Below are 14,137 nucleotides of genomic sequence, written 5' to 3'. Positions count from 1 at the left end.
TGCTGCGCCGGGCTGGTTGCCCGACCGGGAGGTGGACGTGAGCGGGGTGTGAGAGCGCTTCCACTTCCGTCCGGGCCTCACTATGACCGGGGTCACACACTGAAGTCAACGGTACGCTCCAAAGTCACCCGTCAATGGGTGGGAGCGCTTCCATCATTCCCCCACCACACGCGCCCCTCAGGCCCAGCGCAGCACGCCGTCGTCGAGCCGGGCGCCCCGGATGGTCACCGCGTCGTACAGGTAGTTCTGCTTCAGCGCCCACGGCGCGACCGTGCCCTGGCGGGGCAGCGTGTGCACCATGCGCTGGACGTATCCGGACTCGAAGTCCATCAGCGGCACCTCGCCCACCGAGTCGTCGCGGACCGGCACGACCGACCGGGAGCCGGTGGACCGCATCCGCTTCAGCAGCCGCACGACGTACTCCGCGACGAGGTCGGCCTTCAGCGTCCAGGACGCGTTGGTGTAGCCGACGGTGAAGGCGAAGTTGGGGACGCCCGAGAGCATCATCGCGCGGTAGGCCATCGTCTCGTGCGGCTGGACGACCTCGCCGTCGACGACGAGCTCGGCGCCGCCGAAGATCTGGAGGTTGAGCCCGGTCGCCGTGACCACCACGTCGGCCTCCAGGTGCTCCCCCGAGACGAGCTCGAGCCCGGTCTCGGTGAAGGTGGCGATGCGGTCGGTGACCACCGACGCCGAGCCGTCCTTGATCGCACGGAACAGGTCGCCGTCGGGGACCAGGCACATCCGCTGGTCCCACGGGTCGTAGGTCGGGTTGAAGTGCGTGTCGACCTCGTAGCCGGGGGGCAGCAGCGCGACGTTGGCCTTGCGGACGACCTTGCGCACGAGCTGGGGCCTGCGGCGGCTCACGCGGTAGAGCGCCGACTGCACGGCGATGTTCTTCCAGCGCGTGACGGCGTACGACGCGCCCTCGCCGACCACCTTCGTCAGCCGGCGCTTCAGCGCGTCCGTGCCGGGGACGGAGAGCACGTAGGTGGGCGAGCGCTGGAGCATCGTCACGTGGGCCGCGCCGGCCCGCGCCATCGCCGGCACCAGGGTCACCGCGGTCGCGCCCGAGCCGATCACCACGGCCCGCTGCCCGGTGAGGTCGAGGTCCTCGGGCCAGTGCTGGGGGTGCACGATGCGGCCGCCGAAGCGCTCCCGGCCCGCGAGGTCGGGCGTGTAGCCCCGGTCGTAGTCGTAGTAGCCGCTGCACGCCCACAGGAAGTCGGCGGTCATCGTGCGCGTCTCGCCCCCGACCTCGGCGGTCACGGTCCACCGCGCGGCCGGCGAGTCCCACGACGCCGAGGTCACCCGGTGGCGGTAGCGGACGTGGCGGTCCACGCCGTACTCGCGCGCGGTGTCGCGGACGTAGCGCAGGATCGACTCGCCGTCGGCCAGCGCCGTGTCACCGCGCCACGGCCGGAAGCGATAGCCCAGGGTGTGCATGTCGGAGTCCGAGCGGACGCCGGGGTAGCGGAACAGGTCCCAGGTGCCGCCGCTGGTCTCGCGGCGCTCGAGGACGGCGTACGTCGTCCCGGGCAGGTCCTTGGCCAGGTGGGCGGCCGCGCCGATGCCCGACAGCCCCGCCCCGATGATCAGCACGTCGACGTGCTCGGCAGCAGTCACGACTCGAGCGTAGGCGATCCGGGGGCGGATCGTAACTGCGAGTTACACCTCGGGGCGGTCGCCGCCGGCCTGCACCGCCGCTCCCGACGCGACGAGCGCGTCCACCCCGTCGATGCCCCACGCCTGCAGTGCCTCGCGGGTGTGCTCTCCCGGCAGCGCCGGGGCGCGACCGATCGAGGGGGGCGTACGGGAGAAGCGGGGCGCCGGGGCCGGCTGCGTCACCCCTTCCACGGCCACGAAGGTGCCGCGCGAGGCGAGGTGCGGGTGGGTGGGCGCTTCGGCGAGGGGCACCACGGGCGCGACGCAGGCGTCGGTCCCGTCGAACACCTCGGCCCACTCGGCCTGCGTGCGCTCCTTGAAGCGCGCGGTCAGGGCGTCGCGGATCGCGGCACGGTTGGCGGGGTCGTCGCGGTCGGGCAGGTCCACCCCGATGCGATCGACCAGCACCGCCCAGAACTGCGGCTCGAGGGCGCCGACCGTGACGTGGCGGCCGTCGGCGGTCTCGTAGAGGTCGTACCAGGGCACGCCGCCGTCGAGCATCCCCTCGGCGCGGCGCCCGGTGTCGAGACCCATCGCGGCGAAGCTCGACGCGATGGTGTTGAGGTGGGCGGTGCCGTCCACGATCGCGGCGTCGACGACCTGGCCCTGCCCGCTCACCCGCGCCTCGAGCAGCGCGGCGAGGACGCCGATCACGAGGTACGTCGAGCCGCCGCCGAAGTCGCCGAGCAGGTTGCCCGGGAAGTGCGGTCGCGCCGGGTCCTGGCCCAGCCCGTGCAGCGCGCCGGTGACCGCGACGTAGTTCATGTCGTGCCCGGCCACCTGGCTCCAGGCGCCCGCCTGGCCCCAGCCGGTCATCCGCGCGAACACCAGCCGCGGGTTGCGTGCCAAGCACTCGTCCGGGCCGAGCCCGAGGCGCTCGATCGCCCCCGGTCGCATGCCCTCGACGAGCACGTCCGCCTCCGCGACCAGGTCGAGGACGGTCGCCACCGCCTCGGGCCGCTTGAGGTCGAGCGCCACGCTGGGGCGCCCCCGGTTGAGCAGGTCGGCACGCCCCGCGGCGAACGTCCCCCCGCCGGGTCGGTCGATCCGGACCACGTCCGCGCCGAGGTCGGCGAGGATCATGCACGCGTGCGGCCCCGGCCCGATGCCCGCGATCTCCACCACCTTCACGCCCCGCAGCGGCCCCGTGCCCCGGCCCAGCTCGTACGTCATGGACCGATCATGACAGCACCGCTGTCATGGTCGCGAGGGGCGGCGCCCGGGGGCTGAAGTCACCGGAAGTTCGGTGACTCGCGACACACGCCTTGCAACTCGTTGCATAGGTCGGGCACCATGACGTCATGCCCCTCGAGCACGCCCTCCTCGTCGCGCTCAGCGAGCGACCGGCGAGCGGGCTGGAGCTGACGAGGCGCTTCGAGACGTCGCTCGGCTTCTTCTGGCACGCCACGCACCAGCAGATCTACCGCGTGCTCGGCCGGATGGAGGCGGACGGCTGGGTGACCGTCGAGGTCGTGCCCCAGGACGGCCGGCCCGACAAGCGGGTCCACACGCCGTCGGCGCTCGGGCGTACGGTCCTCGCCGACTGGCTGGCCGCCCCCACCCCGATGGAGGCGTTCCGCTCCGAGCTCGCGGTCAAGATGCGCGGCGCGTCGTACGGCGACCGCGCCGCGCTGGCGGGCCACCTGCGCGACGCGCGCGCCGACCACGCCACCCGCCTCGCGCAGTACGAGCAGATGGAGCGCGAGCAGTTCCCCGACCCCGACGGGCTCGAGGCCGGCCCCAAGGACCGCTGGCTGGTGCTGCGCGGCGGCATCGGCCTCGAGCGCTTCTGGATCGACTGGATCACCGACTACCTGCAGGCCCACGAGCAGGACGACACCAGGGAGACACCGTGACGCACCCCCGCTACCCCCACCTGCTCGAGCCGCTCACGCTCGGCACCGGACCGGACGCGCTGACGCTGCGCAACCGGGTCGTGATGGGCTCGATGCACACCGGCCTCGAGGACCGGCCGTGGGACATCGACAAGCTCGGCGCGTTCTTCGCCGAGCGGGCCCGCGGCGGGGTCGGGCTGATCATCACCGGCGGGTACGCCCCCACCAAGCGCGGCTGGCTCAAGCCGTTCGCGTCCGAGATGACCAACCGCCTGCAGGCCGCGCGCCACGAGCGGGTGACGGGTGCCGTCCACGACGCCGGCGGCGCGATCGCGCTGCAGGTGCTGCACGCCGGTCGCTACGGCTACCACCCGCTGTCGCAGAGCGCGTCGGACAAGAAGTCCCCGATCACGCCGTTCAAGCCGAGCGCGATGTCGAGCAAGGAGGTCGACCACACCGCGACCGCCTTCGCGAAGAGCGTCGCCCTGGCCCGCAAGGCCGGCTACGACGCCGTCGAGATCATGGGCTCCGAGGGCTACCTCATCAACCAGTTCCTCGCCGCCCGCACCAACGACCGCGACGACGAGTGGGGTGGCTCGGCCACGCGTCGCATGCACTTCGCGGTCGAGGTCGTACGCCGCTCGCGCGAGCTCGTCGGCGACGACTTCCCGATCGTCTACCGGATCTCGCTGCTCGACCTCGTCGAGGGCGGCCAGACGTGGGAGGAGACCGCCGAGCTGGCGCTGCACCTGCAGGCCGCGGGCGTGACGGTCCTCAACACCGGCATCGGCTGGCACGAGGCCCGGGTGCCGACGATCATCACGCAGGTCCCGCGCGGTGCGTGGCGCTCGCACACCGCCCGCCTCAAGGAGGTCGTCGACGTCCCGGTCTGCGCCTCCAACCGCATCAACACCCCCGAGCTCGCCGAGGACATCCTCGCGGCCGGCGAGGCGGACCTCGTCTCGATGGCCCGTCCGCTGCTGGCCGACCCCGCCTTCGTCGCCAAGGCGATGGACGAGCGCGCCGACGAGATCAACACCTGCATCGCCTGCAACCAGGCCTGCCTCGACCACGTCTTCAGCAACGAGCGCGCCTCGTGCCTGGTCAACCCGCGCGCCTGCCACGAGACCGAGCTGGTCCTGATGCCGACGCTGCGCCCCCAGACGGTGGCCGTCGTCGGCGCCGGTCCTGCGGGCCTCGCCGCCGCCACGAGCGCCGCGGAGCGCGGCTTCGCGGTCACGCTCTTCGAGAAGTCACCCGCGCTCGGTGGCCAGTTCCGCTTGGCCATGGCCGTGCCCGGCAAGGAGGACTTCGCCGAGACCCTGCGCTACTTCACCCGCCGCCTCGAGGTCCTCGGCGTCGACGTACGCCTCTCGACCGAGGCGTCCCCCGACGACCTCGCCGGCTTCGACCAGGTGGTCGTCGCGACCGGCGTGGAGCCCCGCATCCCGCAGATCCCCGGCATCGACCACCCGAGCGTGGCGTCGTACGCCGACGTGCTGAGCGGTGCCGTCACCCCGGGCCACCGCGTGGCCGTGATCGGCGCCGGCGGCATCGGCGTCGACGTCAGCGTGTTCCTCACCCACGAGGAGGAGGACCTCGACGACTGGATGGCGCACTGGGGCGTCGGCGACCCCGCCCTGCACGAGGGTGGCCTGACCGAGGCCAAGCCGCGTACGCCCGCGCGCGAGGTGACGCTCGTGCAGCGCAAGACCACCCCGATCGGCATCGGCCTCGGGAAGACCTCGGGCTGGGCGCACCGCGCGGTGCTCAAGCAGTCGCGGGTCACCCAGGTCAGCGGTGCGACCTACGACCGCATCGACGACGACGGACTGCACGTCACCGTCGACGGCGTCTCCCGCGTGATCGAGGCCGACACGATCGTGGTGTGCGCCGGGCAGGACTCGGTCCGGAGTCTCTACGACGGGCTGGGACGCGACGCCCACCTCATCGGCGGAGCGGATGTCGCGGCCGAGCTGGACGCGAAGCGGGCGATCAAGCAGGGCACCGAGGTCGTGGCCGCGCTGTGAACCTCCTGTCCACCAGCGGCGTGCGGTCGCGGGCCCGGGTGCGCGACGTGGCCGGTCTCGACCGCGCCTCCGGACCGCCGTCGACGTGGACCGCCCTCGGCGAGCTGGGCTCCGGCCTGGACGCCCTGCGCCTCGCCGGCGCGCTCCCCCGCCTCGCCGCGGCGCCGCGCGGGGACGGCCACCTCGTGGTGGACATCCCCGGCTGGCGGGCCCCCGAGCTGTCGGGCGCCCCCCTGCGGGCGTACCTGCGACGGCTCGGGTACGACGCCCGCGGCTGGGGCTTCGGGACCAACACCGGCGACCCCCGTCGTGACGTCGAACGGCTGTCGCAGCGCCTGCTCGAGCTCGTCGACGCCTCGGGCGCGCCCGCCTCGCTCGTCGGATGGAGCCTCGGCGGCGTCATCGCCCGCGAGGTCGCCCGCCGCCACCCCGACGCGGTCCGGCGGGTCGTCACGTACGGGACGCCCGTCGCCGGTCCGGCGCACACGACGGTCGCCCGCCTCGTCGGTCCCGGTCCCGACGACGTCGAGGCGATCACCCGGCGGCTGGACGCCGAGTCCCCGATCCGGGTGCCGCTGACGGTCATGTACTCCCGCCGCGACGGCATCGTGTCCTGGCAGGCCTGCCTCGACCACGCCTCGCCCCGGGTCGAGCACGTCGAGGTCTCCTCGCGGCACATCGGGATGGGGGTCGACCCGGACGTGTGGGCCGTCGTCGCGGACCGGTTGGCCGGCGGCGCGTAGGGCAACAACCGCCGCACGTGTCCGCGATATCGCCCCCGGATCGAAGATTGAGGGGCCACAACCGCCGCACGTGTCCGCGATGTCGCCCCCGGATCGGGGATCTGGGGGCCACAACCGCCGCACGTGTCCGAGATGCCGCCCCCTAACCGGCCGGCTGAGGACCACAACCGCCCACGTGTCCGAGATGTCGCCCCGAACCGGCCGGCTGAGGGCCACGACCGCCACACGTGTCCGAGATGCCGCCCCCGAACCGAAGATCTGGGGGCCACGACCGCCACACGTGTCCGAGATGCCGCCCCCGAACCGGGGGATCCGGGGGCAACAACCGCCGCACGTGTCCGAGATGTCGCCCCCGGATTGAAGATTGAGGGGCCAACCGCCGCACGTGTCCGCGATGTCGCCCCCGGACCGGGGATCTGGGGGCCACAACCGCCACACGTGTCCGAGATGCCGCCCCCGAACCGGGGGATCCGGGGGCAACAACCGCCGCACGTGTCCGCGATGTCGCCCCCGCACCGGCCGGCTGAGGGCCACAACCGCCGCACGTGTCCGAGATGCCGCCCCCGCACCGGCCGACCAACGGCCACAACCGCCGCACGTGTCCGAGATGTCGCCCCCGCACCGGCCGACCAACGGCCACAACCGCCGCACGTGTCCGCGATATCGCCCCCGGACCGGCCGGCCAAGGACCACGACCGCCGCACGTGCGCCGACACCGGTGGGCCGACGACCGCCGGCCCACCGGGAACCCCTGCCGATGTGGTCGGACCACTGTTCACGGATCCCGGTCGCCGCGCAGGTCGAGCCTGCGGAGCCCGGTCACCCCAGGGGTGAGGTGAGGAGTCGAGGGTACGGCGGCGCCGAACCCCGACGCGAGCCGTTTCGACTCAGCCCAACGGCGGCAGCGTCACGACCTGCCCGGCATAGCTCAGCCCCGCCCCGAACGCGATGAGCAGCGCGGTGTCGCCGACGGAGGCCTCGTCCTGGCGCAGCATCGCCTCCATCGCGAGGGGTACGGACGCCGCGGAGGTGTTGCCCGCGTCGACGACGTCGGTGGCGACGGCGACCGAGTCGGGCAGCTGGATGTTCCTGGCGAGCGTCTGGGTGATGCGCAGGTTGGCCTGGTGCGGGATGAAGGCGTCGAGGTCGTCCACGGAGACCCCGGCGAGGTCGAGCGCCTCGTGCGCGACCTTCGCCATCGCGAAGGGCGCCCACCGGAAGACGGCCGTGCCCTCCATCTGCACCACGGGGTGGTCGAGGCCCTCCGCGGCTGAGTGGCCGCCGAGGCAGCTCGGGGTCTGCGTGATGACGTGGGCCTGCGAGCCGTCCGAGCCCCAGGCGGTCGGGCCGATGCCGGGCGCGTCCGACGGTCCCACCACCACGGCACCCGCGCCGTCGGCGAAGATGAAGGCGGTGCCGCGGTCGGTCGGGTCCATGAAGCGGCTCAGCTGCTCGACGCCGATGACGAGGACGTGCTCCTCGGCGCGCGAGCGCACCATCGACGCGGCGAGGTTGAGCGCGTGGCAGAAGCCCGCGCACCCGGCCGAGATGTCGAACGCGGCCGCGGTGATGCCCAGTGCGGTCGCCACCTGCGGCGCGGAGGCGGGCGTGTGCTCGGGGTGGGTCGAGGTCGCGACGATCACGCAGCCCACCTGCTCGGCCCCCACGCCGGCGGCGGCCAGCGCGCGCTCGGCGGCGGAGATCGACATCCCGATCAGCGTCTCGTCCTCGCCGGCGAAGCGACGGGTACGGATCCCCGAGCGGGTCTGGATCCACTCGTCGGAGGAGTCGAGCACCTCGCAGATCTCGTCGTTGGTGACGACCCTCTCCGGGCGGTGGACGCCCAGGCCGAGCATCGCGGCGTGGACCAGGTCGGTGGGCTGCTGGATCGTCATGTCGCGAGGATAGGCACCGGCGCCAGCAGGGTCACGGGAGCGGCTCGGGCTCCGTCGCCGGCGGCGGCGGGTCGCCCGGGTCGATGGGGCCGGGACCGCCCGGGTCACCCGACGGGACGACCTCGGGATCGGGGAGGGGCTCGTTCGGTGTGGTGGTCATGCATCCGGTCTACGCCGCGCGGCGCCTCTTCCTCCACCCCCCGATGAGGGTGTGCGGCTACGGTGGCGCCGTGCCCGACGCCCCCTCCCGTGCCGCCCGCCTCGGCGCGATCCTCTTCCTGCTGCGCCCCACGTACGTCGCCACGGAGGTGGTCACGGCCGCGGCCGTCACCGGGGGCTACAGCTTCGTCTCCGACACCGTCAGCAAGCTGGGCGAGGTCGGCATCACCGACGGCTACGCCTCGCCTCGGCACGAGGTGATGAACGGGTCGTTCATGGCGTACGGCGTCGCGCTGGCCGGCGGCGCGCTGCTGCTCGCGAGGCCGCTCGGGCCGTGGGTGACCGCGCTGCTCGTCGTGTCCGGCGCGAGCTCGTTCGCGACGGGTCTGGCACCGCTCGACCAGGACGCGACCCTGCACGCGCTCGCCGCGACGCCGCTCTTCGTCGCGCAGCCGCTCGCCCTGGTCCTGCTCGGCGCGCGGGTACGTGCGGAGCGGCCGCGGCTCGGTCGGGCGCTGACGGTCACGGGCGTGCTGACCGCGGCGGCCGCGGTCGGCTTCATCGTGTCGGGCGAGGGCAGGGCCGCGGGCGCGCTCGAGCGCGCCGCGCTGTGGCCGGTGCTCGGCGGGCTCGCGGCGTACGCCTGGGCGTACCGCCCCCGGCGCTGAGCCTCAGCGCGGTCGGCGCCGCTCCTGCACCTTGGCGACCGCGGCCCTGATCTTGGCCTGGTTGTGCGGCTTGCGCGCCTCGTCGTAGACCTTCTTCGCGATGCCTAGTGCGGCGATCTTCTTTCCCATGCCCATGCCGCAACCCTGACAGTGCGGGCCAAGCGGTCGATGAGATCTCGATGAGAGGACTCTCATCCGAGGATCAGACCAAAGTCGCACATCCGTGACCCGGCTCACTCCGAACCCCGTGGCAAGCCGTCGGTCCCGGCGGCGTCGTCGACGAAGGGTCAAGACCCATGCGCCTCCCCGCACTCCGCCGCCCGTCCCCGTCCATGGCCGTCTCGGTCATGGCACTGGTCGTGGCCTCGACCGGAACGTCCTACGCCACGGGCCTCATCGGCTCGGGTGACATCAAGAACAACTCGATCCAGTCCCAGGACATCAAGAACCGCACGATCCAGGGCAAGGACATCAAGAACGGCACCATCGGCGGCAAGCAGGTCAAGGACGGCTCGCTGCGAGCCCGTGACTTCAAGGCCGGCCAGCTTCCCGCCGGTCCGGCCGGTCCCGCGGGCCCGGCCGGCGTCGGACGCTGGGCCCTCGTCGACGCGACCGGCGCCATCGTCGCGCAGTCCGGTGGGTTCACGGTGACCGCGGCCTACCCGACCCTCGCCCCCGCGGGTGCCGACACCACCGGCCTCCGCGCCAACGGCAACGTCTACATCAACGCCGGCGAGAACCTCGCCAACAACGGCGTCCTGGCCGTCGTCGCCCTGCAGAACACCGTCGACCAGAACGGCGACGGGATCACCAACGGACGCGCGCTCGGCGAGGACGCCAACCCGGAGTTCTCCGGCGAGATCTCGGCCGCGATGTGCCAGCCCAACGTGGTCAACTGCGCGCCGCCCGGCACGGGCAACACCAACCACCTCGTGGTGAGCCCGCGCAACAGCGACGGCAGCGTGACCACGCCCGACACGCGCAAGCGCTTCTACGTCGTGGTGACCGGGGACTCCTCCGACCGCGGCTGAGGCCGTACGCCCTCGGGGCCGGTCCTTGTTTGGACGCGGCCCCGAGGGGAACCCTCCTCCCAGACAGGGAGGGCTCGCATGACCATCATCCTCAACCCCGAGGCAGTCCGGGTCGGGTGGCAGTACGGCGACAACGCGCACGCCGAGGTGCAGGACGCGATCGGGCGCACGGCCGAGGCGGCCGGGCACGACATGGCCGACCTCGCCGCGACGCTCACCGACGCCGCCGGCGACATGGACGGCGTGCTGCGGGTGGTCCTCGGGGTGATCGCCGAGCACCACGTCAACACCGAGCAGTGCATCGCCGACTTCGAGGCGAGCGACGGCAACTCGGCGGGAGAGTTCCATGGGCTTGCTCGATGACGCCATCGGGCGGCTGAGGGACGTCGTCGCCCGGGTCGAGGACATCGACCTCTGGCCCCCCTGGGACGCGGCGCAGACGATCGTCGACGCCGTCGCCGAGGCGGTCCAGGTCGCGACCCAGCAGCCCGCGCCCGACCCGGCCGACCTCGCCAACGCCGCGTCGGCGTGGCGCAAGATCGCCACCTCGGCCGACAACGCCGTCGACGAGCTCGAGGCCTGCCGCACCGCCATCGACGCGACCGCCTGGGACGGCACCTCCGGCGACGGCTTCCGCACGTCGATGCGGCGCCTCGGCACGCGCACCGGCACGGTCCCCACCGCGGCCCGCGGGGTCGCGACGGCCCTCGACGTGCTCGCCGAGTCGATGACCAAGGCCCGCGACCGGCACCGCCGCGCCGACGACGCGCTCCGGGAGAACCTCCAGCTGTCGTGGGGCGACCTGCTCCCGTGGGAGCTCGTCGACTACCTGCGCGGCATCGTCGAGGGGGTCGCCCACGCGATCCGCGAGGCGATCGGCGCCTACGAGGACGCGCGCGACGCCGTACGCGTGGCCCGCAACGCGATCCGCACCGCGATGGACGAGATCGACCTGCCGGACGAGCTCCCCGAGGGCGTCAGCCCGGTCGCGCTCGTCAACGGCTGGGAGGACGAGGACGGGCCGCTGTCCGGTGCCACGCTGGAGCAGTACGACGACGCGTTCGGCAGGCTCTCCCCCGACGAGCAGCAGGCCGTCCGCGACGCCCTCGCCGGAGCCCGGAGCGACGAGGAGGCCGCCTGGATCATGGCCGGCGTCGCGTCCGGCCTGACCGGCACCGCGCTCGCCAACTACCTCGCCAGGCTCCACACGATGAGCCCGGGCGAGCTCGACGACCTCGACCCGCCGACCGACGGCTCCTACTCCCAGCCCGACCAGACGACCTGCGGCTCTTCGAGCCTGGTCATGTCGCGGATGCTCAACGACCCGGCGTACGCGCTCTGGATGGAGACCGGCTACGACCCGGTCACCGGCCAGACCGACCCGCGCTCGCCGGAGGAGCGCTTCGCCGACGAGTCGTTGGCGATGCACGACCGCACCAACGCGCTGAAGGACCGCGACGGGGACCTGCAGTTCCCGTGGCCGCAGGCGGCCGGCACGCAGCCGTGGGCCGTGGCGGCGGAGATGTCCAGCGACGGTGGCAGCGGCGTGCCCGGCACCGAGTACGACGTCGAGACCGTCGCGCCGAGCGACCGGGGCGCGACCTACGACCACATCGCCGACTCGGTCGAGAACGGGCACAACGTCCCGCTCTACGTCGGCGACACCACGCGCCCGGGCCACGTCGTGCTCGTGACCGGCAGCGACGGCGACTCGCTCACGATCTTCGACCCCGCGTCCGGTCGGGAGCAGACCGTGTCGCGTGACGACTTCACCAGCGGCGACCTCGGCGTCTCCGGGTGGGACGAGCCGTGGTTCGCCGTCACGCCGGCCTCCTGAGCCTGGCGCTCGGGGTCGCGCTGCTGTCGGGGTGCAGCGGGGACCCGGCGATCGGGTCCGACGCGCGCGACCTCGAGGTCGCGCGGTCCGTGTGGGCCGACCCGTGGGTCGCGCCCACGGCGGCCCGGGTCGCGGGACCCGCACTCGGCAGCAACGGGCAGGTCGTGCGGCTCGTCGCCCGGCGCACCACGTCGTACGCCAAGGACGTCGCGGCCGCGGCGCAGTCGGAGCTGCACTGGGCGAAGTCCGTCGGCTGGGTCCGCACCTCCAGCACCTGCGGCGACACGGTCCAGGTCGCGCTCACCTCGCCCACCGGCGACGCCCTCGCCCAGCTCGTCGTCACCCCCGACGGCGACGGCGCGCGGGCCGCCGTCGAGGTCGTCGCGCGCCACCACCTCGACCGCACCTGGCCCACGCCGGAGCCGATCGCGCGGACCTGTCTCGACACGACCTCCCCACCCTTCGAGCCCCCGCCGATCCAGTCGCGGCCGCTGGGCGACGCGTCCGCCGAGGACGACACCACGGCCGCGTGGGGCGACGCCGAGGACTCCCGGCTCGTCGACGCCGTCGATGGCGACCCGGCGCTCCGCGCCCTCGGCCTGCGGGTCTCCGCACCACGCCTCGAGGCCGGGGTCAACCGGCGCCTCGCACCCGTGGCCGAGGCCACCACGACCGCACCGGACCTCGGCACGCTCGCCGGGCGGCTCGACGGCTGGACCCTGACGTACGCCGCGTGCGGGGGCGGCGGGACGACGCTCGCCACCTTCGCCCGCGCGTACGACGAGGGCTGGGCGGTCCTCGGTGCGAGCCTGACGAGCGACGGCGTCGACCTCCGGCTCACGCTGCCCGTCATCGGGGGTCCCGACCCGGTCGGCCTCGAGAAGGTCGAGCCGTTGCAGAACTCGGCCTGCCTCGCCGACACCAACCGGCTCCCCCGTCACTCCGGCGGGGTGCCCGCGGTCCTGCCGAGCGACCTCACCCCGATCGCGGAGTGAGGCGCGCCGGGTTGACACCGCCCGCTCACCAGGACGCCCAGTTCTCATGACGTCCCGACCGCCGAGGTGCGGCAGACTGACCGCGTGACCACGAAGATCTCCGTCGCCGGACTCGGCTACGTCGGCCTGTCCATGGCCGTCCTGCTCGCCCGCCACAACACGGTCGTCGGACTCGACCTCGACGAGGGCCGTGTCGAGCGCCTGCGCAACGGCGAGAGCCCGATCCACGACGACGACATCTCGCGCTTCCTCGCCGAGGAGGACCTCGACCTCACCTTCACGACCGACCCCGAGGAGTCGCACACCGGCGCGGAGTTCGTGATCATCGCGACGCCGACCAACTACGACCCGGTGACCAACTACTTCGATACGTCCTCCATCGAGGCGGTCATGCGCGACGTGCACCGGATCAACCCGCACGCCACGATGGTGGTCAAGTCGACCGTGCCGGTGGGCTACATCGAGGACGTACGCGCCCGGCTCGGGATCGCGGACGTGATCTTCTCCCCCGAGTTCCTCCGCGAGGGCCGGGCGCTGCACGACAACCTGCACCCCGCCCGCATCGTCGTCGGCGAGGACTCCGCACGCGCCCGCGCGTTCGCCGAGCTGCTGCTCAAGGGCGCGGACGCCGACGACGTGCCCGTGCTCTTCACCCAGCCGACCGAGGCCGAGGCGATCAAGCTCTTCGCCAACACCTACCTCGCGATGCGCGTGGCGTACTTCAACGAGCTCGACTCCTTCGCGCTGTCACGCGGCCTCGACTCGCGCCAGATCATCGACGGCGTCGGGCTCGACCCGCGCATCGGCACGCACTACAACAACCCGTCGTTCGGCTATGGCGGCTACTGCCTGCCCAAGGACACCAAGCAGCTGCTGGCCAACTACAGCGACGTGCCGCAGACGCTGATCTCCGCGATCGTGGACGCCAACACCACGCGCAAGGACTTCATCGCCTTCGACATCCTCGACCGCGAGCCGGAGGTCGTCGGCATCCACCGCCTCATCATGAAGGCCGGCTCGGACAACTTCCGCGAGTCGTCGGTGCAGGGGATCATGAAGCGGCTCAAGGCCAAGGGCGTCGAGGTCGTCGTCTACGAGCCGGAGCTCGAGGAGGACCTCTGGTTCGGCTCCGAGGTCACCCGCGACCTGGCGTCGTTCAAGGCCCGGGCCGACCTCATCGTGGCCAACCGCCTGGTCGAGGAGCTCGACGACGTGCGGGACAAGGTCTACACGCGCGACCTCTTCGGCGCCGGCTGACCGCCGACCGACCCACGAAGGT

14 protein-coding genes are annotated in these 14,137 nt (G+C 72.9%); 9 read left to right on the top strand and 5 right to left on the bottom strand.

Annotated elements, in window-relative coordinates; all coding sequences use genetic code 11:
- Positions 1-177: 177 nt before the first annotated feature.
- Positions 178-1,626, bottom strand: coding sequence for a flavin-containing monooxygenase (locus tag F4692_RS07890; RefSeq protein WP_179619145.1), 1,449 nt, complete (start codon positions 1,624-1,626; stop codon positions 178-180).
- A gap of 42 nt (positions 1,627-1,668) precedes the next feature.
- Entirely contained in the window at positions 1,669-2,838 is a 1,170-nt protein-coding gene (locus F4692_RS07885) for a CaiB/BaiF CoA transferase family protein (protein ID WP_306457369.1), read from the bottom strand.
- A gap of 128 nt (positions 2,839-2,966) precedes the next feature.
- Here F4692_RS07885 and F4692_RS07880 point away from each other — a divergent pair, with 128 nt between their 5' ends.
- The 3 genes from F4692_RS07880 to F4692_RS07870 are packed head-to-tail and all read left to right on the top strand — an operon-like array spanning position 2,967 to position 6,273.
- Positions 2,967-3,521, top strand: a complete 555-nt coding sequence (locus tag F4692_RS07880) for a PadR family transcriptional regulator (protein ID WP_179619144.1) — start codon at positions 2,967-2,969, stop codon at positions 3,519-3,521.
- A complete protein-coding gene (locus tag F4692_RS07875) occupies positions 3,518-5,530 on the top strand; it encodes an NADPH-dependent 2,4-dienoyl-CoA reductase (RefSeq protein WP_179619143.1) in 2,013 nt (670 codons plus the stop codon). Before F4692_RS07880 ends, F4692_RS07875 begins: the two co-directional genes overlap by 4 nt.
- Positions 5,527-6,273: an alpha/beta fold hydrolase gene (locus F4692_RS07870; protein ID WP_179619142.1), complete on the top strand. Its 747-nt coding sequence runs from the start codon at positions 5,527-5,529 to the stop codon at positions 6,271-6,273. The genes F4692_RS07875 and F4692_RS07870 overlap by 4 nt, the downstream gene beginning before the upstream one ends.
- An 887-nt stretch (positions 6,274-7,160) precedes the next feature.
- On the opposite strand, the gene F4692_RS07865 is transcribed toward F4692_RS07870, so the two are convergent.
- Both F4692_RS07865 and F4692_RS21085 read right to left on the bottom strand, forming a co-directional pair.
- Positions 7,161-8,168, bottom strand: coding sequence for a beta-ketoacyl-ACP synthase III (locus tag F4692_RS07865; RefSeq protein ID WP_179619141.1), 1,008 nt, complete (start codon positions 8,166-8,168; stop codon positions 7,161-7,163).
- A 31-nt stretch (positions 8,169-8,199) separates the two neighbouring features.
- Positions 8,200-8,328, bottom strand: coding sequence for a hypothetical protein (locus tag F4692_RS21085; RefSeq protein ID WP_257029732.1), 129 nt, complete (start codon positions 8,326-8,328; stop codon positions 8,200-8,202).
- A 70-nt stretch (positions 8,329-8,398) separates the two neighbouring features.
- On the opposite strand from F4692_RS21085, the gene F4692_RS07860 reads away from it, so the two are divergent.
- Positions 8,399-8,995, top strand: a complete 597-nt coding sequence (locus tag F4692_RS07860; RefSeq protein WP_179619140.1) for a DUF998 domain-containing protein — start codon at positions 8,399-8,401, stop codon at positions 8,993-8,995.
- 3 nt (positions 8,996-8,998) lie between these two features.
- On the opposite strand, the gene F4692_RS21080 is transcribed toward F4692_RS07860, so the two are convergent.
- Positions 8,999-9,130, bottom strand: coding sequence for a hypothetical protein (locus F4692_RS21080; RefSeq protein ID WP_257029731.1), 132 nt, complete (start codon positions 9,128-9,130; stop codon positions 8,999-9,001).
- A gap of 161 nt (positions 9,131-9,291) precedes the next feature.
- Between F4692_RS21080 and F4692_RS07855 the strand changes: the two genes are divergently transcribed.
- From F4692_RS07855 to F4692_RS07835, 5 genes are all read left to right on the top strand, one after another.
- On the top strand, positions 9,292-10,026 hold the full coding sequence (locus F4692_RS07855; protein ID WP_179619139.1) for a hypothetical protein: 735 nt from the start codon (positions 9,292-9,294) through the stop codon (positions 10,024-10,026).
- A 78-nt stretch (positions 10,027-10,104) separates the two neighbouring features.
- Positions 10,105-10,389 (top strand): hypothetical protein, encoded by a 285-nt coding sequence (locus F4692_RS07850; protein WP_179619138.1) that lies wholly within the window; start codon positions 10,105-10,107, stop codon positions 10,387-10,389.
- Positions 10,373-11,863: a WXG100-like domain-containing protein gene (locus tag F4692_RS07845; RefSeq protein WP_179619137.1), complete on the top strand. Its 1,491-nt coding sequence runs from the start codon at positions 10,373-10,375 to the stop codon at positions 11,861-11,863. Before F4692_RS07850 ends, F4692_RS07845 begins: the two co-directional genes overlap by 17 nt.
- The gene (locus F4692_RS07840; RefSeq protein WP_179619136.1) at positions 11,836-12,858 is read left to right on the top strand and encodes a hypothetical protein; all 1,023 of its coding nucleotides are present in this window, start codon (positions 11,836-11,838) and stop codon (positions 12,856-12,858) included. Before F4692_RS07845 ends, F4692_RS07840 begins: the two co-directional genes overlap by 28 nt.
- An 84-nt stretch (positions 12,859-12,942) precedes the next feature.
- Positions 12,943-14,115, top strand: coding sequence for a nucleotide sugar dehydrogenase (locus F4692_RS07835; protein WP_179619135.1), 1,173 nt, complete (start codon positions 12,943-12,945; stop codon positions 14,113-14,115).
- The last annotated feature ends 22 nt before the right edge of the window (positions 14,116-14,137 follow it).

This window comes from Nocardioides cavernae, assembly GCF_013410035.1.
GTDB classification, from domain to species: Bacteria; Actinomycetota; Actinomycetes; order Propionibacteriales; family Nocardioidaceae; genus Nocardioides; species Nocardioides cavernae_A.
The sequence above is the reverse complement of the archived record's forward strand: the minus strand, read 5'-3'. Positions and strand labels throughout refer to the sequence as shown.

What these genes read in the sequence shown, in the direction of transcription:
- F4692_RS07855 (WP_179619139.1), top strand. Translation starts at nt 9,292, where the DNA reads ATGCGCCTCCCCGCACTCCGCCGCCCGTCCCCGTCCATGGCCGTCTCG.
- F4692_RS21080 (WP_257029731.1), bottom strand. Translation starts at nt 9,130, where the DNA reads ATGGGCATGGGAAAGAAGATCGCCGCACTAGGCATCGCGAAGAAGGTC.
- F4692_RS07880 (WP_179619144.1), top strand. Translation starts at nt 2,967, where the DNA reads ATGCCCCTCGAGCACGCCCTCCTCGTCGCGCTCAGCGAGCGACCGGCG.
- F4692_RS07885 (WP_306457369.1), bottom strand. Translation starts at nt 2,838, where the DNA reads ATGACGTACGAGCTGGGCCGGGGCACGGGGCCGCTGCGGGGCGTGAAG.
- F4692_RS07850 (WP_179619138.1), top strand. Translation starts at nt 10,105, where the DNA reads ATGACCATCATCCTCAACCCCGAGGCAGTCCGGGTCGGGTGGCAGTAC.
- F4692_RS07865 (WP_179619141.1), bottom strand. Translation starts at nt 8,168, where the DNA reads ATGACGATCCAGCAGCCCACCGACCTGGTCCACGCCGCGATGCTCGGC.
- F4692_RS07845 (WP_179619137.1), top strand. Translation starts at nt 10,373, where the DNA reads ATGGGCTTGCTCGATGACGCCATCGGGCGGCTGAGGGACGTCGTCGCC.
- F4692_RS21085 (WP_257029732.1), bottom strand. Translation starts at nt 8,328, where the DNA reads ATGACCACCACACCGAACGAGCCCCTCCCCGATCCCGAGGTCGTCCCG.